Raw genomic sequence first — 19,368 nt, 5'->3', positions numbered from 1 at the left:
CATTCGACCATGACCGATTCCCGTTTTCCTCCCCGTGCGCCGCGCTCCGGCCGGCGTGCGGCGCTGCGCCAGCTCGCCGGCGGCTGGGCAGCCGCGATGCTGCCCGCCGGCGGTGCGCTCGCGAGCGAGCCGCTCGACGTGCCGCCGTGGACGCGCACGCCCGGTGCGCCGCTGCTGTCGCCACCCTACGGCGTGCCGGGGCAGCACGAGCGCGACGTGATTCGCCGCAGCGCCCGCACGCCGGCGCTGCCCGGTTCCGGCTCGTCGATGACGCCGCTCGCCGACCTGTTCGGCGACATCACGCCGAACGGGCTCGTCTATGAGCGTCATCACGCGGGCGTGCCGGACATCGATGCGCAACGCCATCGCGTCGTCGTGCACGGCCTGGTGCGCGAGCCGCGCGTCTTCACGCTCGACGACCTGCTGCGCTTTCCGTCCGAATCGCGCATTCACTTCCTCGAATGCTCGGGCAACACGGGCAGCGAATGGAACGGCCCGAGCGGGCTGCCGGTTCAGTTCACGCACGGGTTGCTGTCGTGCTGCGAATGGACCGGCGTCCGGCTGTCGACGCTGCTCGACGAGACAGGCATCGACGCCGACGCACGCTGGCTGCTCGCCGAAGGCGCGGACGGCGCGGCGATGACGCGCAGCCTGCCGCTCGACCGGATTCTCGAGCGCGCGCTGGTCGTCTATGCGCAGAACGGCGAACGGCTGCGCCCGGAGAACGGCTACCCGGTGCGGCTGATCGTGCCGGGTTTCGAAGGCAACACGAACATCAAGTGGCTGCGGCGGCTGAAGCTGGTGCGGGCGCCGGAGATGACGCGCGAGGAAACGTCGAAATACACGAATCTGCTGCCGGATGGCTGCGCGCGCCAGTTCGTGTTCGAGATGGACGCGAAGTCGGTCATCACGCGGCCGTCGGCCGGCCATCGGCTCGCCGCGCACGGCTACTACCCGATCAGCGGCTACGCGTGGTCGGGCCGCGGCCGGATTCGCGCCGTCGACGTGTCGACCGACGGCGGCCGCACGTGGCGACCGGCGCGGCTCGCCGGCGACGTACGCGATCGTGCGCTGACGCGCTTCGAAGCCGACTGGGTGTGGCGCGGCGAGCCGGCCGACCTGCAAAGCCGGGCGACCGACGAGACCGGCTACGTGCAGCCGACCCGCGACGCGCTCGTCGCCGCGCGTGGCCTGAACTCGCAGTATCACTACAACGGCATCCAGAACTGGCGCGTCGGCACGGACGGCGAGGTGCGCAATGCGTAAGCCGCTCGCCTGCCTCCTTGCAGCCTGCGCGATGACGTCGAGCGCGTTCGGCGCCGGCTTCGGTCTCGGCCAGCCGGTCGATCGCGCGGCGCTCGCCGCGTGGGACATCGACGTCGCACCGGACGGCAGCGGCCTGCCGCCCGGCGCGGGTACGGTCGCCCGCGGCGGCCACGTGTTCGCGGACAAGTGCGCGATGTGCCACGGCGCCGGCGGCGAAGGCGGCGTCGGCGATCCGCTCGTCGGCGGCGTCGGCTCGCTCGCCAGCGCGAAGCCCAAAAAGACGGTCGGCAGCTACTGGCCGTACGCGACGACGCTGTTCGACTACATTCGCCGCGCGATGCCGTACAACGCCCCGCAATCGCTGAGCGCGGACGACGTCTATGCGGTCACCGCGTACGTCCTCCACCTGAACGGCATCGTGCCCGGCGACGCCCGGCTCGACGCGCGCACGCTGCCGCGCGTGCGGATGCCGAACCGCGACGGCTTCGTGCCCGACCCGCGGCCGGGCAAGTTATGACGCGTCTCGCGCCACTTGCCGCCGCATCGGGCCGCGCAGTCGCGCGAGTCGCGTCGCACCTTTCAGCAAGGACCCTGTGATGAGCGATTCCACCCTCGCCGCCGCGCTCGCGCCGACGCCGTTCGTCGACGTTCGTTCGCCGGCGGAATTCCCCGACAGCCCCGTCTCGCGCACGCTCGCGCAGCCGCTGATGCTCGGGCTGTTCCTGCCGATCCAGGCTGGAGGATGGAGCGCATCGACGCTGCCGCGCTCGACCGACTGGACGTTCGACTACAACGCCGATCTCGTGGCCCGCGCCGAAGCGCTCGGCTTCGATCTCGTGTTCGCGCTGTCGCAATGGCTGCCGAAAGGCGGCTACGGCGGCGTGTTCGACGGCCAGGCGCTCGATTCGTTCATGACGCTGGCCGCGCTGACGGCGCGCACCGAGCGGATCATCCTCGTCGCGACGAGCCACGTGCTCTACGGGCCATGGCATCCGCTGCATTTCGCGAAGTTCACCGCGACGCTCGACCACATTTCGCGCGGCCGCTGGGGCATCAACGTGGTGACCGGCCACCGCGCGATCGAGCACGAGATGTTCGGCTGGAACCGGATCGAACACGACCGGCGCTACGAGATGGCCGCGGAATTCCTCGATGCGGTCCAGCAGTTGTGGGCGCAACCGGACAATTTCAGCTACACGCCCGAGCTGTCGAGCTGGCGGCTGGGTGGCGCATTCGTGACGCCGAAGCCGCGCTACGGCCGCCCGCTGCTGATCAACGCGACGGGTTCCGATGCGGGCATCGCATTCGCCGCGCGCTATTCAGACATCGTGTTCGTCACGAGCCCGGCTGGCCCGGACGCCGAACGCGCGATCGATGCGCTGCCCGCGCATACCGCCCGCGTGAAGGCGGCCGCCGCCGCACGCGGCCGCACGATCCGCGCCTTGCTCAATCCGCTCGTGATCTGCCGCGAGACGGCGGCCGAAGCGCGCGCCTACCGCGACGCGATCGTCGCGCATGCGGACGAAGGCAGCTTCCATCGCTTCGACAGCGACGCGCACGCGTGGCGCGGCGGGTTCGAGCAGCGTGCGCAGGCCGCCGCGCGCGCGATCGGCGGCAACATCTCGATCACCGGGTCGCCCGAAGAAGTCGCCGATACCATCGTGCGGCTGCACCGCGCGGGCATCGACGGCATCCAGTTGAGTTTCTACGATTTCAAGCCCGACCTGGACTTCTTCGGCGAGCGCGTGCTGCCGCTGCTGCGCGAAGCCGGCTTGCGGCGTTGAAGCCGGCGCTGAAACCCGGCACGACGGCGTAGCAGCCGCCGTCGGCGGCCACCGTCAGAACACGCGCCCTTCGGTGAGGTGCGTGGTCACGCCGTTCAGCACGTAATCGCCGACCACGCGCGCCTTGTGCAGCAACGGGTTGTGGCTGAAGATCGTGCGCAGGTTGCGCCAGTGGCGATCGAAGTTGTGCTCGCGCGCCGTCGCCGACGCGCCGCCCACTTCGAACAGCCGCTCGGCCGCATGCAGCGCGAGCTTGCTGACGATCAGTTGCGTGCGCGCCGTCGCGAGCGCGCTGTCGAGTACGAGTGCATCCGCATCGGCGGCGCCCACTTCGATCGCGTCGGCGGAACGGTCGAGCACGCGCGCGTTTTCTCGCACGAGCGCGTCGATCGCATGGCTGTGCGCGGACAGCTCGCCGACGATCTGCTGGATGAAATGATCGTCGCGTGCGGTCGGCGCCGGGCTGTGCAGCGCGGGACGGCCGTGCGCGAGCACGTAGCGGCGCGCATCGGCCACCACGTTGCGCACGATGCCGGCGCCCGTCGCGACGAGATGAAGCTGCCGCAGCGCGCCGCAATGACGGCCGACGAGCGTCGACCCGTCGCGCGGGACCACTTCGTCCGCGAACACCTGCACGTCGTTCAGCAACAGGCTGCCGCTCGCGGTCATGCGCTGGCCCATGCCGTCCCAGTCGTCGAGCACCTGCAGGCCGTCGCGCGCCACCGGAATGATCACGGCGAGCGCGTCGCCCTGCTCGTTCTCCACGTTGATGCGCGCGAAATCGGCGAACGCGGTGCCCGTCGAATAGTATTTGCGGCCCGTCACGCGGTAGTGGTCGCCGTCGCGGCGCAGCACGGTCGTGTTCTCGCCCGGGCGCGACGTGCCGCGCTCGGTCGACGCGCCGCCGAAGATCGCGCCAGCGAGCACGCGCTGGAGCTGCACGTCGTTGAACGCCGTCCGCGGCGACAGCCGCAGCGTCTCGGTCTGGTCGTAGTGGATGCGCAGCGCGTGCGCGAGATTCGAATCGGCGGCCGCCAGCGTCGCGATCGTGTCGAACAGGTCGACCAGCGTGCCGCCGAGGCCGCCGCGTTCGACCGGGATCCGCAGCGCGCCCAGCGCCGAGCGTCGGAAGAGCGCGAAGCCCTCGAACGGCAGTTCGCGACGCGCCTCGCGGGGTGCGGCATCCTCGCCGATCGCGGTCGCGAGATCGGGCAGCGCGGCAAGCGCGTCGCGCAATGCGTCGCGCGGATCGACGGCATCACGGGCAGTCATTCGGCAGGTCCTTGTTGGGGGAGATCGGGGGCGAGGCAACGCGCGACACGGCGTCCGTTACACGCATCCGCCGAGTATAAGGACGCCCCCGCCGCGCGTGATAAACCGATTTCAGCTTACGTTATATACAAGCGCCGGGATTGATCGCGGACCGCCCCGTCAGTGCTGAATGCCCCAGCGGCGCACGGTCGCGCGTTCGAGCGTATCGAACACCAGATTCTCGACCAGCAGCCCGATCACGATGACGGCCGCGAGCCCCGCGAACACGCGGTCGGTATACAGCTCGTTGCGGTTCTGGAAGATGTACCAGCCGAGCCCGCCCTGCCCCGCGCTCGCGCCGAACACGAGCTCGGCCGCGATCAGCGTGCGCCACGCGAAGGCCCAGCCCACGCGCAGGCCCGACAGGATCGACGGCAGCGCGGCCGGCACGAGGATCAGCGCGATCTGGCGCAGGCCCGTGAGCCCGTAGTTGCGCCCGGCCATTTTCAGCGTGGCGGGCACGCCGACGAAGCCGGTATAGATGCTGAGCGCGAGCGGCCACAGCACCGCATGCACGAGCACGAACAGCAGGCTGCCGGTGCCGAGCCCGAACCACAGCAGCGCGATCGGCAGCAATGCGATCGACGGCAGCGGATTGAACATCGACGTGAGCATCGTCAGCAGGTCGCGGCCGATGCGCGTGGATACCGCCAGCGACGTCAGCGCGAACGCCAGCAGCACGCCCAGCGCATAGCCGCGCAGCAGCACCGACATCGAGATGCCGGTCTTGACCAGCAGTTCGCCCGACTCGATGCCCTGCACGAACGCGGCCAGCGTCGCGCCGAAGGTCGGGACGAGCAGATCGTTCGCGACGATGCGCGCGACGATCTCCCATGCGGCGATCAGCACGAGCGCGATGACGCTGCGGCGAAACCAGGCGGCGCCGGCGATGCGGCGCAGCAGCGGCGCGGGCGCCGCGCGCTCGGCGTCGGGCAGCGCGTCGAGCGTGCGCGTGTATTCGGCGCGCACGGGCGGCAGCGGCGGCACGGCCGGATCGATCGTACTCATGATGCGGCGTCCTCCGTCGTCGCTGCGTGCGGTGCATGCGGTGCATGCGGTGCGTCGGTGTCGAACAGCAGGTGGTGGATTCGCGCGACATTGTCGCGGAAGTCGCCGGTATCGACGTTCTCCAGCGAATGCTCGTGACTGTTGAGCTCCGCGCGCACGCGGCCCGGATGCGGCGACAGCAGCAGAATCCGGTTGCCGACCACCAGCGCCTCCTCGATCGAGTGCGTGACGAACAGCAGCGTGAAGCGGAATTCGTCCCACAGCCGCAGCAGTTCCTCCTGCATCTTGCGGCGCGTGAGCGCGTCGAGCGCCGCGAACGGTTCGTCCATCAGCAGCACGCGCGGCTGCATCGCCAGCGCCCGCGCAATCGCGACACGCTGCTTCATGCCGCCCGACAACGTATGCGGATAGGCGTCGGCGAACGTGCTCAGACCCACCTTGTCGAGATAGTGCAGCGCACGCTCGCGTGCTTCGGCGCGCGACAGCTTCGCGGCGGCGCGCAACGGAAACGCGACGTTCTCGACGACCGTCTTCCACGGCGGCAACTGGTCGAACTCCTGGAACACGACGATGCGGTCGGGCCCCGGCCCGCGCACGGGCCGGCCGTCGAGCGTGATCGAACCCGAGACGGGCTCGATGAAGCCGGCGACCGCCTTCAGCAGCGTCGACTTCCCGCACCCCGACGGGCCGAGCAGCACGAAGCGGTCGCTGCCGTATACGTCGAAGCTCACCTGATGCGTCGCGCGAACGATCCGCGCGCCGCTGCGGTATTCGAGGCTGACCGCGTCGATGGCGAGCAAGCGTGCGCTGTGCGCGCCGGCCTGCGCGGCCTGCGCCGCCGGCCGCCCGGCGGCACCGGCCTCGGATGCGGCGGACGCGGCCGGCGACGCGCCGCCGCGTGCCGCATACGGCGGCAACCAGGTTCGGGGAGAAGTGGCGTTCACGATCGAATCTCTTGCGGGAAAAGCATCAACATACGGCCGGGCGTCGTGCGGACCAACCATCGATTGCACATATCGAAACCGCGCCGACGCATAAGCGTCGATCGCGGCGTCACGGCATCGGCGCCGCTCAACTGCCGCCGGCCGTCGCCGGATCGTCGAAGAAGTAGTCGCGCCACGACTTCGGTTCGTTGCGGATCGCGCCGGTGCGATGCATGAACTGCGCGAGCGGCAGCGTGTTCTGCGGCGCGGTCTTGAACTGCACCTGCGGATTGCGCAGGATCTTCAGCAGCAGCGCGCGATCGATCTTCGACCCGTTCACGCGAATATAGGTATCGGCCGCGCGCTCAGGATCGGCCGCGATCTGCCGGGCGGCGTCGGCCAGCGCGGCGACGAACGCGCGGTAGGTCTTCGGGTTGTCGTCGCGGAACTTCTCGGTCGCGTACAGCACCGTCGCGGAGCTCGGGCCGCCGAGCACGTCATACGAATTCAGCACGATGTGCGCGTTCGGGTTGCCGGCAAGTTCCTGCTCCTGGAACGGCGGATTGCCGAAGTGGCCGGTGATCACGTTGCTGTTCGCGAGAATCGCGGCCGTCGCGTCCGGATGCGGAATCGCCTGCGTGAGCGGGTCGAGTTTGTCGAACTGCTTGTCGCCCCACTGCTTCGCCGCCGCGTACTGCAGCACGCGCGACTGCACCGACACGCCGACCGCCGGCACCGCGATGCGGTCCTTCGCGCTCAGGTCGGCGATCGTCTTCACGTTCGGGTTGCTGCTCACGAGGTAGTACGGAAAATTGCCGAGCGACGCGACGCCCTTCACGTTCTGCCGGCCGCGCGTGCGGTCCCACACGGTCAACAGCGGCCCGACGCCCGCGCCCGCGATGTCCACCGCGCCGGACAGCAGCGCGTCGTTCACGGCCGCGCCGCCCGACAGCCGCACCCAGTCCACCTTGATGTCGAGGCCGGCCTTGCGCCCTTCCTTCTCGATCAGTTGCTGGTCGCGCGCGACGTTCAGCATCAGGTAGACGACGCCGAACTGCTCGGCGATGCGGATGCGGCCTTCCGCATGCGCGGCTTGCGGAATGACCGCGCCCGCGAAGGCGAGCGCGGCGGTGAGCGTGGCCGCCAGCGCACGACGCGCCGGCAAGAACGAAAACGACATCGGAACTCCGGTCAGGAAGAAGCAGAAATGAATGACGCGGCGCGCGGCTCAGAACGGCGCGTCGCCTTCGATCGTCGTGCGGTACAGCTTGCGGCGCAGATGGTCGGGCGTGCCGGCGGCGAGATGCATCAGCGAACGGTTGTCCCAGAACACCAGATCGTGGTCGCGCCATGCGTGCCGATACAGGTGCTCGGCGCGCACGCTGTGCGCAAACAGTTCGTCGAGCAGCGCGCGGCTTTCGTCGTCGGGCAGCCCGACGATACGCGTCGTGAAATGCTCGCTGACGAACAGCGCCTTGCGGCCGGTTTCCGGATGGGTGCGCACGATCGGATGCACGACCGCCGCGACCTGCGCGATCTGCTCGGGCGACAGGTTCGGCCGCCACGGGCTGCGCGCCTGCAGTTCCGCATAGCGCGCGAGATACGTATGTTCTGCGCGCCGCCCTTCGACCGCGCGGCGCAGGTGCGCGGGCAGCGTGTCCCACGCGAGATGCATGTTCGCGAACAGCGTGTCGCCGCCTTCCGCCGGCAGCTCCTGTGCGTGCAGCAGCGAGCCGAGGCTCGGTTTTTCCTTGTACGACAGGTCGGAGTGCCAGAAATGGCCGGCGTCGCCGAGCCCGACCGGTTTGCCGTTCTCGACGATGTTCGACACGATCAGCACTTCCGGGTGGCCGGCCAGCGCGAACTGGTGCAGCACGTGAATCTGCAGCGGGCCGAAGCGGCGGCTGAACGCGATGTGCTCGTCCGGCGTGATGCGCTGGTCGCGAAACACCAGCACGTGGTGATCGAGATGCGCGCGATGGATGCGCGCGAAATCGTCGGCGCCAAGCGGTTGCGACAGGTTCAGGCCGATCACCTCGGCGCCGAGCGGCGCGTCGAACGGCACGATGTCGAAATGCTGCGCCGCGCCGTCCGGCCGCAAGGCGGGAGGCCCGGCGGAAAGCGTTGCGGCGTCGCGGATGGCGGTAGTCGTCACGGCACGGCCCCTGATTCGGTCAAAACGCGAATCTACGAGGCCGTGCCGGCATGCGTCAACGAAGCGATTCGGATACGTTTATCTGCTGCGGTGATAAAGATCGCTGCTCGCGCATACGGCGCCGATTTGGGGGGCGGAATCGCCCAGGCGGTGTCGATGAACGGTGGCTCCGGCCGCATACAGCCGCGTCGGCCTGCACCGCGCTGCCGACTAAGGCTGCCCCGCCCCACCCGACGCGCCATAGATCTGCCCGGTCACGTAGCTCGAACGCGACGAAAGCAGTTCGACGTAGATCGACGCGATCTCGGCCGGTTGCCCCGGCCGCCCCATCGGCACCTGTTCGCCGAACGTTTCCACGTTGTGCGTGGTCTGCCCGCCGCTGACCTGCAACGGCGTCCAGAACGGCCCCGGCGCGACGCCGTTGACGCGGATGCCGCGCTTGACCATCTGCTTCGCGAGCCCCTTCGTGAAATTCGCGATCGCCGCTTTCGTCATCGCGTAGTCCAGCAGGTTCGCCGACGGGTCGTACGCATTGACCGACGTCGTGTTGACGATCGCCGAACCGGGCGGCATGTGTGGAATGGCGGCCCGCGTGATCCAGAACATCGCGTAAAGGTTGGTGCGCAGCGTCCAGTCGAACTGCTCGGTGCTGATGTCGAGGATCGATTCGTGGCTCTGCTGGCGACCCGCGTTGTTCACCAGAATGTCCAGCCCGCCGAGCGCGGCGACCGCCCGTTCGACGAGGCCGTTGCACGCGTCTTCGCTGCGAATGTCGACCGGCAGCGGCACCGCCTTGCGTCCCGAGCCGCGGATCAGGTCCACGACTTCGCGCGCATCGGGCTCCTCGTCGGGCAGATAGACGATCGCGACGTCCGCGCCTTCTCGGGCACAGGCAATCGCCACCGCGCGGCCGATGCCCGAGTCGCCGCCGGTGATCAGCGCCTTGCGGCCGTCGAGCCGGCCGCTGCCGCGATAACTGCGCTCGCCGTGATCGGGGCGCGGCGTCATGCGGCCCGCGAGGCCCGGCCAGGGCTGCTGCTGTTGCGGAAACGGCGCATGCGGATAAAGCGTGCGCGGATCGCGCGGCGCCGTATCGCCGGCGTCGGGCGCGCCGCCGCCCGTCTGCGCGAGCGTCGGCAGGGCGACGCTGGCGACCAGTCCGGCCGTCGTGCCTTGCACCCATTTGCGGCGCGATTCGGAAACTTCGTCTGATGACATGATGGACTCCGGTGCGTGGAGGGCGGAACGGAACGACGCGTGACGATTCGGCCGGCGCCCCGCTCCGGTGCGCTACAGCGGCCGCGGCCGGTTGCCCGAATCGTCGGGCGCATCGTGCTCGTCCGGCCACGGCTTGCCGGCCGGATCGTGCGCCTCGGTCTGGCGCGGGTCGTCCGGCACCACCTTGCGCGCCTGATCGTCGGGAATCGAATCGAGCTCGCCGCCGCCGGGCGCATGGCCGGGGCGCGCGGTCGATTCGCCGCCACGGGTCGGGTTGCGCCGCTCGGGCGTGTCGGCCGTCTCGTGCGCCGCGTCGGGCGACGCGGGGCCTGTCGTTGACTGTCCTGGGTCATGAATTTCTCCCTGTCCGGATGGGGACTGCGTTGCGCCGCACCGCGCCTCAATGGGCAGTGCCGCGGCCCGCAACGCTTCAAGCAAACGACATGCCGTCATCGGGCAGCCCCGCCTCACCGCGAGCGAATGAATCCGCTAAAGAAATTACAAGCGGTGCGTCATCCGGCGCAGCCTGCGCAACGCGAGTGGCAGCGCCGATACGAAACGCAACGCGGCACGCCGGATGCTCGAAAGCGACATGCCGGCTGCGCGCCGGCGCCCTGTCGACACCGAGGAGGACGATCATGAGCGCGACGCACACGACAAACGCGACACCGAACGACGACGAGATGACCGACACGCCGGATATTCCGCCGCCCGAGCCCGACGACGGGCGCCACGACGACCTGCCCGACTTGCCGGACCCGACCGAAGTGGGCGAGGACGGTTAGCCGATCGCGTCGCCGCAGTGCGTGCTGCGGCCCGATCGCGCACGTCGCGCCGTACGATGCGACGTGCGCCGGCCGCCCCTACTGCTTGTTGCCCGGCTCGCGCGTACGCTCGCCGTACGTGCCGTTACCGCAATGCGGGCACTTCGGGATCGGGTGTCCCGCCTGCACGTGCGTCGACCGATGGCATTTCTCGCATCGAAAGTCACCGGTCTTTTCCGCCTTTTCTCCTGCGTGCGCCGTCATCTTCGTCCTCCTTGCCGGCTCGCCGCGCACCGCGTTTCACCGCGTGCGCCGCCTTTCGTGCGCGACCTCGTCGGTCGGTATGGCATCGGTGTCCTGCAGCGGCTCGCCCGGAATGCGCCGCTTCGCGGACTGATCGGCCGGCACTTCTTCTGTCTGCCCGGCGGGCTCGTCCACTGCGATGCTGCCCTCGGCGTCGAGTTGCTGCTCGGCACGCTGCCAGTATTCGTCGGCCCTGCCGTCCGGCGCGCCGTCCGCCTGCCACAGCCGGTACGCGCGCTCGCGGATCTGCGTTTCCCTGTCTTCGTTCATGTCGTTCTCCGTGTCTGCCATGGCGATCACCGATCCGGGCGCGACGGCGCCGACACCGCGCCGAGCGTCGACGACATCGCGCCATCCGCGGCGCTCGCCAGATCACCCAGCGCGACGATGCCGACCAGCCGCTTCTGCCGGTCGACCACCGGCACGCGGCGGATCTGCGCGTCCTCCATCTTCTTTTGCACCACCGAAATGTCGTCGTCCTCGTAACACCAGTTCGCGGGCCCGCTGACGACACCTTCGACCGCCTCGTCCGGCGGCACGCCCATCGACACCGCACGCACGACGATGTCGCGGTCCGTCAGCATGCCGATCAGGCGCGTGCCGTCGCATACGGGCAGCGCACCGACGTTCAGGTCGCTCATCAACCGGGCCGCCTCGCGCAGGCTCTGCGTCGGGCCGATGGTCGCGGCGTCGCGTGTCATTACTTCCGATACACATGTCATGTTTCGCTCCTTGATCAACCGCCCACGGCGGCTTGCTGCACGAGCATCGCGCGTTCCGGCCGTCGGGCCGGTCAGTTCTCCGTCGAGCAGCGGACCGACGTCAGGCCGGCCGATTCGACGATCCGCATCAGTTGCTGCAGCATCACGTCGGCGCCGATCGCTTCGCGCCACTGCACGAACAGTTCTTCCTCGCGCACCGCCCGGGCGGCCGTTTCGCAAAAGCTTTTCGTCCGGCAGGTGAAACCCGCATCGCGCAGCTTCGCGGCCAGTTGCTCGCGCGCAGCCGAGCCCAGCGGATATTCGACCGTGACCAGGGCGGTCCTGACACCCCGCAAGCGTCGCTCGACGAACCGCAGCGGCCAGACGACCAGCAGCGCGAGCGCCAGCCCGAGCACGCCGAGCGACAACTGGCCGCCGCCGCTGCACAGCCCGATGACCGTCACGAACCATAGCGTCGCGGCCGTGGTGACGCCCGACACGAGGCCGTCGCGATGCAGGATCGCGCCGCCGCCGATGAAGCCCATCCCGGTCAGGATGCCGAGCGGCAGCCGCATCAGGTCGAGCACCGAGAACGCGCCCTCCGGTTTGCCCGCCTGCAGCAGCAGCGCATTGACCTGCAGCATCGACAGGCATGCGGCGAGACAGACGAGGATCGTCGTGCGCAGGCCGGCCGTCTTGCCGGATTCGCTGCGGTCGACGCCGATCAGCCCGCCCGCGACCAGCGCCAGCGCGATCCTGGCGAGCACGTCGTGCCACTGCAGTACGACCGGCATCGGTTCCATACGCCCTCCCGCGCAAATCGTCATGTGTCATGTGTCGGGGCGCGAACGCCGCCGACGACGCTTGCCGGCCGCAAGGATCGGGCCTGCTTTCCGGGTGCGACGGCGCGTGTAGCGTGTCGGGGGAAATTGTAGAAAGAGGCGTTCCGCGGACAGCGTGCCGCGGTGGCGAAAGGTTCGGGCCGAATCTGTTCGCGAACGATCGAGGATCGTCGCTCGGCGCGTGGAACGGCCGCGGACTGACTGCCGAGGCGGACATCCAGCGGGCGCCGTCGTCGGCGCGGCCGGGGGGCGCGTGCAAAGGTGCCACGGTCTCCGCCTTCTCCGTATCCGACCGGATACGGACATCGTCACAGCATGCCTTTCTCGGCGATCCGTTCCCGATCGGGAACGAAATAAAGATGCAGCTGGCGGGTTCCGCCGTTCGTTCCCGTACGAATACGAATTGCTGCCGAATCCGATGAGGTATGCAATACTGTTCCCGATCAGATACGAAGCACGGAGAACGTCATGTCGGAGTCCCAATCCGTCGACACGATCGGCGCGCTCGCCCACTTCATTCGCGCCGCGCGAATCCAGCAGGGGTTCACCCGGGACGAACTCGCGAACGCGACCGGGCTGTCGCCGAAATTCATCAGCCAGGTGGAAGCCGGCAAGCCAACCGCGCAAATTGGCAAGGTCATGCTGCTGCTGGGCGAACTGGGCGTGCGGCTGTATGCCGAGTCGTCGATCGAGATCTCCGAAGCCACCGCGCTGAAGGCCGCGCAACGCCGCAGGAGCAGCCATGGCGGCTAGAACGCTGATCGCATCCGCGAACGGCGTGCGCATGGGCACGCTGACAGACGACAAGGGGATCTGGTCGTTCGCGTACGACCCGCAATGGCTCGCGTCACCCGTCGCATATCCGCTGTCGCCGGCGTTTCCGCTGCGCGCGGGCGTGTTCACCGACACATCGACCGATCGCCCGGTCCAGTGGTTCTTCGACAACCTGCTGCCCGAGGAGGGCATGCGCACGTCGCTCGCGCGCGAGGCGAAGGTCGATGCGGCCGACGCGTGGGGCCTGCTCGCATACTTCGGCCGCGAATCGGCCGGCGCGCTGACGCTGCTGGCCGATGGCGAGCAGGAAACGCCCGGCGGCCTGCAGCCGCTGTCGCTCGACGAACTCGAGCGCCGGATCCTGGCGATGCCCGAGCGCGCGCTGACCGCCACCGCGCCCAAGCGCATGTCGGCGGCCGGCGCGCAGCAGAAGCTGCTGCTGGTGTTGCGCGGCGATGCGCCCGACTACGCGCTGTTCGAGCCGGTCGGCAGCGAACCGTCGATGCACCTGCTCAAACCCGACATGCGCGCGGCCGGCTATCCGCATTCGGCGATCAACGAGTTCTTCTGCATGCAGCTCGCGAAGAAGATGGGGCTCGACGTGCCGGACGTGCATTTCCTGCGCGCGCCGTCCGCCTGCTACGTGATCGACCGGTTCGACCGCGACATCGCGTCCGAACCGGCCGGGCGCGTGCATACGATCGACGCGATGCAGTTGCTCAACTACGACCGCGGTTTCAAGTACCAGCGGGCGAATGCGCAGGAGCTCGCCCGCGCGATCGACCGCACCAGCACGCGCGCACTGACACGCCTGTCGGTGTTCCGCTGGACTGTGTTCAACGTGGTGGTCGGCAATGCCGACGCGCACCTGAAGAACCTGTCGTTCTTCGTCGACGCGCGCGGCTACCGGCTCGCGCCGTTCTACGACATCGTCAGCACGGTCGTGTATCACACGCCGACGCACCGGCCCGACCATCGCGGCGATCACTGGCCGCACTGCGAGCTGACGATGCCGCTCGGGCATGCGACGCGGGCCGATATCGACGCGAATGCGCTGGTCGCGTTCGGTCAGGCGCTCGGGCTCAGGGAGAAAGCGGCCGCCAGTGAACTGCAGCGCTTTCTCGAGCCGCTCGATCGTCACGTCGAGCAGACGCTCGATGAAGTGCGAAACATCGCGCATCCGGACGCCGGGGAAATGCGGATCTCGTCGTGCTGGCCGGCGACATCCACAATCACGCGGAAGGCCTGCGCTGGGCCGCCGAGACGTTCGACCCGGCGGTGCCGGTGGTCTACGTGCCGGGCAACCACGAGTACTACGACGGGGAATTCGGCGCGCTGGAAACGGCGATGCGCGACGCGGCGCATGCGCTCGACAACGTGCATTACCTGAACAACGGCGTCTACGTCGATCCCGCCCAACGCTTTCGCGTGCTGGGCACGACGCTCTGGGCGGATTTTTCGCTGTTCGGCGGGGACGAAGCCAGCGTCGCGCGCACGATCGACGCCGCGCTGCGCGTGATGCTCGATTTCAAGGGACTGATCCAGGTGACGTGGCCGCACGATGCGGCCCTGCATGCGGCAGCGGGCGTGTCGGAACGGGATTTCGCGCCGGCCGACGCGATCGCGCTGCACCGGCGCGGCCGTGCATGGCTGGAAACGCAGCTGGCGGCGCCGTTCGCGGGCAAGACGATCGTCGTCACCCATCATGCGCCGCACCGGCGCTCGCTGGCGGAACGCTATGCGGAGGATCTGGCGTCGGCGGGGTTCGTCACGGACATGGCGGAACTGGTGCGGCCGCCGGTGGATCTGTGGCTGCACGGCCACACGCATACGTCATTCGACTACGTGGCGGACGGCGGCACGCGCGTGGTGTGCAATCCGCGCGGCTACCTTCACCGGCGCACCGGCGAATGGGAAAACCCCGCGTTCGCGTGGGACAAGGTCGTCGAGCTCGGCTGAGCGCCGGCCCGGGCAGCCGCGTGGCGCGGCGTTGCCCGTCTGAAGCGTGACGGCAGGATCAGCGGCCGGGGCGGCGCGGCTCGCGCACGCGGACCGGCACGGGCTTCATCTGCGCCTTCGCCTTCATCGCACGCAGCAGGTCGCGGGTCGCCGCCGCGGCGGCAGCCGCGCCCAGCAAGACGCCAAGGCCGATCATCAGGTGCGTATCCATCGCTACTCCGGTGTGGTGTATCTCGTTAATTCCAACAGTATCAAACTGTCTGACACACGTTCGTAAAAAAATGTTGCGTGAAGGACAAATCTCGTCAGATGGCGGCCGACCGCGCGGTCATGTCGCACGCGTGTACTGTTCGAGCGCCGCTTCGTCGGCTTCGAGCGTGAGCGGCAGCTCTTCGCGCAGGAAATCGACCCAGGTCCGGATTTTGGCGTCGAGGTACTGGCGCGACGGATACAGCGCATAGATGTTCATCACGTGCGACCGGTACTCGGGCATCACGCGCACGATGTGCCCGCTGCGCAGCCAGCCGATCGCCGAATAGAGCGGCAGCCCGCCGACCCCCATCCCCTCCCGCACGGCCACCGCGAGCGCCTCCGCGACGTTCACGCGGAACGGCGGCGCCGTGATCGGCACGACCTCGTCGCCGTTCGGCCCCGCCAGCGCCCACTCGTCGAAGTGAAAGCCCGGCGCGACCATCCCGAGGCACACGTGCTGCGCGAGATCGGCCGGCCGCTGCGGCACGCCGTGCGACTCGACATAGCCCGGCGATGCGCACACGACGCTGTAGCTCTCGCCGAGCCGCTGCGACACGAGCCCCGAATCGGGCAGATCGCGGCCGACGACGATCGCGACGTCGTAGCCCTCGTCGAGCAGGTCGGGCATCCGCTGCGCGAGCGTCAGCTCGACGTGCACGTCCGGATAGCGCTCGCGATAGCGCGCAATGGCCGGCACCAGATAGTGCTGGCCGAGGCTCGTGAAGCAATGGACCTTCAGCTTGCCGGACGGACGCGCGTGCGCGTCGCCCGCCTCGGCTTCGGCCTGGTCGACGTAAGCGAGGATCTGTTCGCAGCGCTGCAGATAGCGCTCGCCCGCCTCGGTCAGCGCGATCCGGCGCGTCGTGCGGTTCAGGAGACGCGTGCGCAGGTGGGCCTCGAGATCCGAGACCGCGCGCGACGCGTAGGCGGTGGTCGAATTCATCTGCTGGGCGGCCGCGGTAAAGCTTCCCGCGTCCACCACGCGGACGAATACCCGCATGTTTTGTAGCGTATCCATCCCATTACCCGTTTGAATCCGGAGGGATTGTTGCACAGGGTCCAACAAATATTATCTCAGGATTCGTAAAAATGACTTGCACCGTTGTCCGTTTATTCAGGAATCACTGAAAAATATAATCGCCTCCGACTCATCTATATCCGAAAGGGAGAAAATCGTGCAGTCTCCGGCGACAAAAGGGACGCTCGCACTGGCGGTTCTTGCAGTCTCATTAATAATGGCCGGTTGCGCGAGCATGGGCGACAACACAACCCAGTCCACTCGCATCGAAGCGGACGCACTCGACGCCGGCGCGGCCATCCGCGCGGCCGACCGAGACGCGGGCTGGCCCGCCGCCGACTGGTGGCGCGCGTACCGCGATCCGCAGCTCGATGCATGGATCGCCGCCGCCCAGGCCGGCAACCCGACCCTCGCGGCCGCCGAGGCCCGCGTGCGCGAAGCGCAGGCGATGGCGCGCGTCGCCCGCTCGGCCGAACTGCCGCAGATCAACGGCAACCTGTCGCTGATGCGCCAGCACTGGCCGGACAACGTGTACTACGGCCCGGGGCCGCTCGCGAACGCCGATACCTGGAACAATACCGGCTCGCTCGGCCTGTCGTACCACCTCGATCTGTGGGGCAAGGACAAGAACGCGACCGAGCGGGCGCTCGACACCGCGCATGCGACCGCCGCCGACGCGCGCGCGGCGAAGCTCGAACTCGAAGTCAACGTGGTGCGCGCGTATGTCGGCATGTCGATGAACTACGCGCTGCTGGACCTCGCGCACGAGACGTTCGAACGCCAGCGCTCGCTCGCCGATCTCGCGCGCAAGCGGCTGCAGGCCGGCCTCGGCACGCAGCTCGACGTGAGCCAGGCGGAATCGACGCTGCCGGACTACGAGCGCCAGATCGACAGCTACGAAGAGGCGATCCAGCTCGCGCGCCACCAGCTCGCCGCACTGGCCGGCAAGGGCCCCGGCGCCGGCGACACCATCAAGCGGCCGCAGCTTGCGCTCGATGCGCCGGCCGGCCTGCCGTCGGCGATGCCGGCCGACCTGCTCGGCCGCCGCCCCGACGTCGTCGCGGCGCGCTGGACGGTCGACGCGCAGGCGCGCGGCATCGACGTCGCGAAGGCGTCGTTCTACCCGAACATCGACCTGCTCGCGACGGTCGGCGGCTTCGGCGTGACCGCGCCGTTCACCGACTTCCTGCGCGCGATGAACGGCGGCTGGACGGCCGGCCCCGCGCTGTCGCTGCCGATCTTCGAAGGCGGTCGGCTGCGGGCGCAGCTCGGCGCCGCGAACGCCGGCTACGACCAGGCGGTCGAGCGCTACAACCAGACGATCGTCGGCGCGCTCAAGGACATCGCCGACCAGGTCGTGCGAATCCGCTCGCTCGATACGCAGAAGAAGGACGCCGCGCGCTCGGTGGCGGCCAACAATCGCAGCTATCAACTGTCGCGCGAAGGCTTCCGCCGCGGGCTGACCGATTACGTGAACGTGCTGGTCGCGCAGCAGCAACTGCTGCGCGCGCAGGAGACGGCCGCCCGCATCGACGCGGAACGCCTCGCCGCGCACGCGCAGCTGATGGCCGCGCTCGGAGGTGGAGTCGAGACGGGCAGCGACGTGCCGAAGGACGAAGCTGCCGCCGCGGTTGCCGCGCCCGCCGCCGCATCGGGCACGAAGCCCGCGGCAGCCGTCGCCCGGCCCGCGGAAGTCGCTACCACCGGCGCGTCCGGCGTGCCGGCCGCACGGTAACGCGGAGCGTCGCCATGTCAGCCTCCTCCCCCGCTTCAACGCCCGCCGGCGGCCCGTTCGCGGCCTGGTATGCCGCATTCGGCGACTGGGCCCGCACCGACGGCGCCGCGTGGCTCTATCTGTTCAAGGCGCTGCTCGCCGCGTTCATCGCGACCGGCGTGTCGATGCGGCTCGACCTGCCCGCGCCGAAAACAGCGATGACGACGGTGTTCATCGTGATGCAGCCGCAAAGCGGCGCGGTGCTCGCGAAAAGCTTCTATCGCGTCGCCGGCACGATCTTCGGATTGATCGCGACGCTCACCTTCGTCGGGCTGTTCCCGCAGCAGCCGCAGCTGTTCCTGCTGGCGGTCGCGCTGTGGGTCGCCCTGTGCACGGCCGGCGCCGCGCGCAACCGCAACTTCCGCAGCTACGGCTTCCTGCTGGCCGGCTACACGACCGCGCTGATCGGGCTGCCCGCGTCGCAACACCCGGACGGTGCGTTCATGAGCGCGATGACGCGCGTGGCCGAAATCATGGTCGGGATCGTGTCGGCCGGCGTGGTCAGCGCCCTCGTGTTTCCGCGGACCACCGGCGAGCAGATGCGCACGACAGTACGCAAGCGCTTCGGCAGCTTCGTCGACTACGTCGCGGCGGCGCTGTCGGGCCAGCTCGACGCGCGCATATCGAAACCATTCACACGCGCTTCGTCGCCGACGTGGTCGGGTTCGAGGCCGCGCGCAGCATGGCCGTGTTCGAGGACCCGGACACGCGGATGCGCAGCGGCCGCCTTGCGCGGCTGAACAGCGAGTTCATGAGCGCGTCGAGCCGCTTCCATGCGCTGCACCAGTTGATGAACCGGCTGCATGCGGCCGGCGCGCAGGCCGCGATCGACGCGATCGAGCCGTACTTTCGCGAGATCGCCCCGCTGCTGCTGACGCCGGCCGGCGAACCGGTGCGCACGTCGGCCGATGCCGGCCACGCGGCCACGCAACTGCTCGCGTGGCGCGACGCGCTGCCGCGCCGCATCCGCGCGACGCGCGCGGCGCTCGAAACGCAGCCGGACTTTCCGCTGCTCGACTTCGATACGGCCGCCGAACTGCTGTACCGCTTCATCACCGACCTGCACGAATACGCGGCCACCTACGCGTCGCTGTCGAGCGCGACGCACGAACGCGAACGCTGGATCGAGCGCTACGAGCCGCGCACCAATGCAACGGCGATGGTGATCGCGGCGATTCGCACCGCGACCGTGATCCTCGTGCTCGGCTGGTTCTGGATCGAGACCGCGTGGCCGAGCGGCGTGACGATGACACTGACGGCGGCGGCCACCTGCGCGCTCGCGTCGTCGACGCCGCGCCCACCGCGATGTCCGCGCA

At 69.0% G+C, this 19,368-nt stretch carries 19 protein-coding genes and 3 pseudogenes; 9 read left to right on the top strand and 13 right to left on the bottom strand.

The window, feature by feature from the left end; genetic code table 11:
* Positions 1 to 9: 9 nt before the first annotated feature.
* From soxC to SY91_RS29345, 3 genes are all read left to right on the top strand, one after another.
* Positions 10 to 1,266: a sulfite dehydrogenase gene (gene soxC, locus SY91_RS29355; RefSeq protein ID WP_006481260.1), complete on the top strand. Its 1,257-nt coding sequence runs from the start codon at positions 10 to 12 to the stop codon at positions 1,264 to 1,266.
* Positions 1,259 to 1,783: a c-type cytochrome gene (locus SY91_RS29350; RefSeq protein WP_043887735.1), complete on the top strand. Its 525-nt coding sequence runs from the start codon at positions 1,259 to 1,261 to the stop codon at positions 1,781 to 1,783. The genes soxC and SY91_RS29350 overlap by 8 nt, the downstream gene beginning before the upstream one ends.
* A gap of 79 nt (positions 1,784 to 1,862) precedes the next feature.
* Entirely contained in the window at positions 1,863 to 3,050 is a 1,188-nt protein-coding gene (locus SY91_RS29345) for an LLM class flavin-dependent oxidoreductase (protein WP_023476614.1), read from the top strand.
* A gap of 54 nt (positions 3,051 to 3,104) precedes the next feature.
* Here the strand turns inward: SY91_RS29345 and SY91_RS29340 are convergent, their stop codons facing one another.
* The 7 genes from SY91_RS29340 to SY91_RS29310 all read right to left on the bottom strand — a co-directional run bounded on the left by SY91_RS29340 (position 3,105) and on the right by SY91_RS29310 (position 10,118).
* Positions 3,105 to 4,322: an acyl-CoA dehydrogenase family protein gene (locus SY91_RS29340; RefSeq protein ID WP_023476613.1), complete on the bottom strand. Its 1,218-nt coding sequence runs from the start codon at positions 4,320 to 4,322 to the stop codon at positions 3,105 to 3,107.
* 159 nt (positions 4,323 to 4,481) lie between these two features.
* The gene (locus SY91_RS29335; RefSeq protein ID WP_023476612.1) at positions 4,482 to 5,369 is read right to left on the bottom strand and encodes an ABC transporter permease; all 888 of its coding nucleotides are present in this window, start codon (positions 5,367 to 5,369) and stop codon (positions 4,482 to 4,484) included.
* Positions 5,366 to 6,373 (bottom strand): ABC transporter ATP-binding protein, encoded by a 1,008-nt coding sequence (locus SY91_RS29330; protein WP_023476611.1) that lies wholly within the window; start codon positions 6,371 to 6,373, stop codon positions 5,366 to 5,368. Before SY91_RS29330 ends, SY91_RS29335 begins: the two co-directional genes overlap by 4 nt.
* A 67-nt stretch (positions 6,374 to 6,440) precedes the next feature.
* Entirely contained in the window at positions 6,441 to 7,472 is a 1,032-nt protein-coding gene (locus SY91_RS29325) for an ABC transporter substrate-binding protein (RefSeq protein ID WP_011545454.1), read from the bottom strand.
* A gap of 48 nt (positions 7,473 to 7,520) precedes the next feature.
* Positions 7,521 to 8,447 carry a TauD/TfdA dioxygenase family protein gene (locus SY91_RS29320; protein WP_043887732.1) on the bottom strand — a complete coding sequence of 309 codons (927 nt, stop codon included), beginning with the start codon at positions 8,445 to 8,447 and terminating at the stop codon, positions 7,521 to 7,523.
* Positions 8,448 to 8,657: 210 nt separating this feature from the next.
* A complete protein-coding gene (locus tag SY91_RS29315) occupies positions 8,658 to 9,665 on the bottom strand; it encodes an SDR family oxidoreductase (RefSeq protein ID WP_023476608.1) in 1,008 nt (335 codons plus the stop codon).
* Positions 9,666 to 9,737: 72 nt separating this feature from the next.
* A complete protein-coding gene (locus SY91_RS29310; protein WP_260632512.1) occupies positions 9,738 to 10,118 on the bottom strand; it encodes a hypothetical protein in 381 nt (126 codons plus the stop codon).
* Positions 10,119 to 10,303: 185 nt separating this feature from the next.
* On the opposite strand from SY91_RS29310, the gene SY91_RS29305 reads away from it, so the two are divergent.
* Entirely contained in the window at positions 10,304 to 10,450 is a 147-nt protein-coding gene (locus tag SY91_RS29305; protein ID WP_023476607.1) for a hypothetical protein, read from the top strand.
* 78 nt (positions 10,451 to 10,528) lie between these two features.
* Here SY91_RS29305 and SY91_RS29300 read toward each other — a convergent pair whose 3' ends face one another.
* The 4 genes from SY91_RS29300 to SY91_RS29285 form a co-directional block, all read right to left on the bottom strand.
* Positions 10,529 to 10,693, bottom strand: coding sequence for a zinc ribbon-containing protein (locus SY91_RS29300; protein WP_023476606.1), 165 nt, complete (start codon positions 10,691 to 10,693; stop codon positions 10,529 to 10,531).
* 36 nt (positions 10,694 to 10,729) lie between these two features.
* Positions 10,730 to 11,023 (bottom strand): DUF2934 domain-containing protein, encoded by a 294-nt coding sequence (locus SY91_RS29295; RefSeq protein WP_034175486.1) that lies wholly within the window; start codon positions 11,021 to 11,023, stop codon positions 10,730 to 10,732.
* Positions 11,024 to 11,028: 5 nt separating this feature from the next.
* The gene (locus SY91_RS29290) at positions 11,029 to 11,454 is read right to left on the bottom strand and encodes a CBS domain-containing protein (protein ID WP_023476604.1); all 426 of its coding nucleotides are present in this window, start codon (positions 11,452 to 11,454) and stop codon (positions 11,029 to 11,031) included.
* Positions 11,455 to 11,525: 71 nt separating this feature from the next.
* Entirely contained in the window at positions 11,526 to 12,236 is a 711-nt protein-coding gene (locus SY91_RS29285) for an MgtC/SapB family protein (RefSeq protein ID WP_023476603.1), read from the bottom strand.
* 507 nt (positions 12,237 to 12,743) lie between these two features.
* Here SY91_RS29285 and SY91_RS29280 point away from each other — a divergent pair.
* The 3 genes and pseudogenes from SY91_RS29280 to SY91_RS29270 all read left to right on the top strand — a co-directional run.
* Positions 12,744 to 13,028 (top strand): multiprotein-bridging factor 1 family protein, encoded by a 285-nt coding sequence (locus tag SY91_RS29280; protein WP_011545460.1) that lies wholly within the window; start codon positions 12,744 to 12,746, stop codon positions 13,026 to 13,028.
* A pseudogene (locus SY91_RS29275) lies at positions 13,018 to 14,253 on the top strand (HipA domain-containing protein); the annotation flags it as partial. The gene SY91_RS29280 and the pseudogene SY91_RS29275, both read left to right, overlap by 11 nt.
* Positions 14,244 to 15,008: pseudogene (locus SY91_RS29270) on the top strand (metallophosphoesterase); the annotation flags it as partial. The pseudogenes SY91_RS29275 and SY91_RS29270, both read left to right, overlap by 10 nt.
* A gap of 58 nt (positions 15,009 to 15,066) precedes the next feature.
* On the opposite strand, the gene SY91_RS29265 reads toward SY91_RS29270, so the two are convergent.
* Both SY91_RS29265 and SY91_RS29260 read right to left on the bottom strand, forming a co-directional pair.
* Complete coding sequence (locus tag SY91_RS29265) at positions 15,067 to 15,219, bottom strand: hypothetical protein (protein WP_006476208.1); 153 nt, start codon at positions 15,217 to 15,219, stop codon at positions 15,067 to 15,069.
* Positions 15,220 to 15,336: 117 nt separating this feature from the next.
* The gene (locus tag SY91_RS29260) at positions 15,337 to 16,278 is read right to left on the bottom strand and encodes a LysR family transcriptional regulator (protein WP_006485634.1); all 942 of its coding nucleotides are present in this window, start codon (positions 16,276 to 16,278) and stop codon (positions 15,337 to 15,339) included.
* 157 nt (positions 16,279 to 16,435) lie between these two features.
* On the opposite strand from SY91_RS29260, the gene SY91_RS29255 reads away from it, so the two are divergent.
* Entirely contained in the window at positions 16,436 to 18,013 is a 1,578-nt protein-coding gene (locus tag SY91_RS29255; protein WP_185920891.1) for an efflux transporter outer membrane subunit, read from the top strand.
* Positions 18,014 to 18,027: 14 nt separating this feature from the next.
* A pseudogene (locus tag SY91_RS35625) lies at positions 18,028 to 19,352 on the top strand (FUSC family protein); the annotation flags it as partial.
* Positions 19,353 to 19,368 lie beyond the last annotated feature (16 nt).

Origin of the sequence: Burkholderia cenocepacia, from assembly GCF_014211915.1 — a bacterium.
GTDB lineage: Bacteria > Pseudomonadota > Gammaproteobacteria > Burkholderiales > Burkholderiaceae > Burkholderia > Burkholderia orbicola.
Note: the sequence above shows the minus strand (reverse complement) of the source record. Positions and strands in the feature narration are given on the sequence as shown.

Bases quoted from the DNA above. Each gene is read 5' to 3' on its own strand.
- SY91_RS29305 (WP_023476607.1), top strand. From the start codon at position 10,304: ATGAGCGCGACGCACACGACAAACGCGACACCGAACGACGACGAGATG.
- SY91_RS29340 (WP_023476613.1), bottom strand. From the start codon at position 4,322: ATGACTGCCCGTGATGCCGTCGATCCGCGCGACGCATTGCGCGACGCG.
- SY91_RS29300 (WP_023476606.1), bottom strand. From the start codon at position 10,693: ATGACGGCGCACGCAGGAGAAAAGGCGGAAAAGACCGGTGACTTTCGA.
- SY91_RS29295 (WP_034175486.1), bottom strand. From the start codon at position 11,023: ATGGCAGACACGGAGAACGACATGAACGAAGACAGGGAAACGCAGATC.
- SY91_RS29280 (WP_011545460.1), top strand. From the start codon at position 12,744: ATGTCGGAGTCCCAATCCGTCGACACGATCGGCGCGCTCGCCCACTTC.
- soxC (WP_006481260.1), top strand. From the start codon at position 10: ATGACCGATTCCCGTTTTCCTCCCCGTGCGCCGCGCTCCGGCCGGCGT.
- SY91_RS29325 (WP_011545454.1), bottom strand. From the start codon at position 7,472: ATGTCGTTTTCGTTCTTGCCGGCGCGTCGTGCGCTGGCGGCCACGCTC.
- SY91_RS29345 (WP_023476614.1), top strand. From the start codon at position 1,863: ATGAGCGATTCCACCCTCGCCGCCGCGCTCGCGCCGACGCCGTTCGTC.
- SY91_RS29335 (WP_023476612.1), bottom strand. From the start codon at position 5,369: ATGAGTACGATCGATCCGGCCGTGCCGCCGCTGCCGCCCGTGCGCGCC.
- SY91_RS29330 (WP_023476611.1), bottom strand. From the start codon at position 6,373: ATGGTTGGTCCGCACGACGCCCGGCCGTATGTTGATGCTTTTCCCGCA.
- SY91_RS29310 (WP_260632512.1), bottom strand. From the start codon at position 10,118: ATGACGGCATGTCGTTTGCTTGAAGCGTTGCGGGCCGCGGCACTGCCC.
- SY91_RS29260 (WP_006485634.1), bottom strand. From the start codon at position 16,278: ATGGATACGCTACAAAACATGCGGGTATTCGTCCGCGTGGTGGACGCG.
- SY91_RS29265 (WP_006476208.1), bottom strand. From the start codon at position 15,219: ATGGATACGCACCTGATGATCGGCCTTGGCGTCTTGCTGGGCGCGGCT.
- SY91_RS29290 (WP_023476604.1), bottom strand. From the start codon at position 11,454: ATGACATGTGTATCGGAAGTAATGACACGCGACGCCGCGACCATCGGC.
- SY91_RS29315 (WP_023476608.1), bottom strand. From the start codon at position 9,665: ATGTCATCAGACGAAGTTTCCGAATCGCGCCGCAAATGGGTGCAAGGC.
- SY91_RS29350 (WP_043887735.1), top strand. From the start codon at position 1,259: ATGCGTAAGCCGCTCGCCTGCCTCCTTGCAGCCTGCGCGATGACGTCG.
- SY91_RS29285 (WP_023476603.1), bottom strand. From the start codon at position 12,236: ATGGAACCGATGCCGGTCGTACTGCAGTGGCACGACGTGCTCGCCAGG.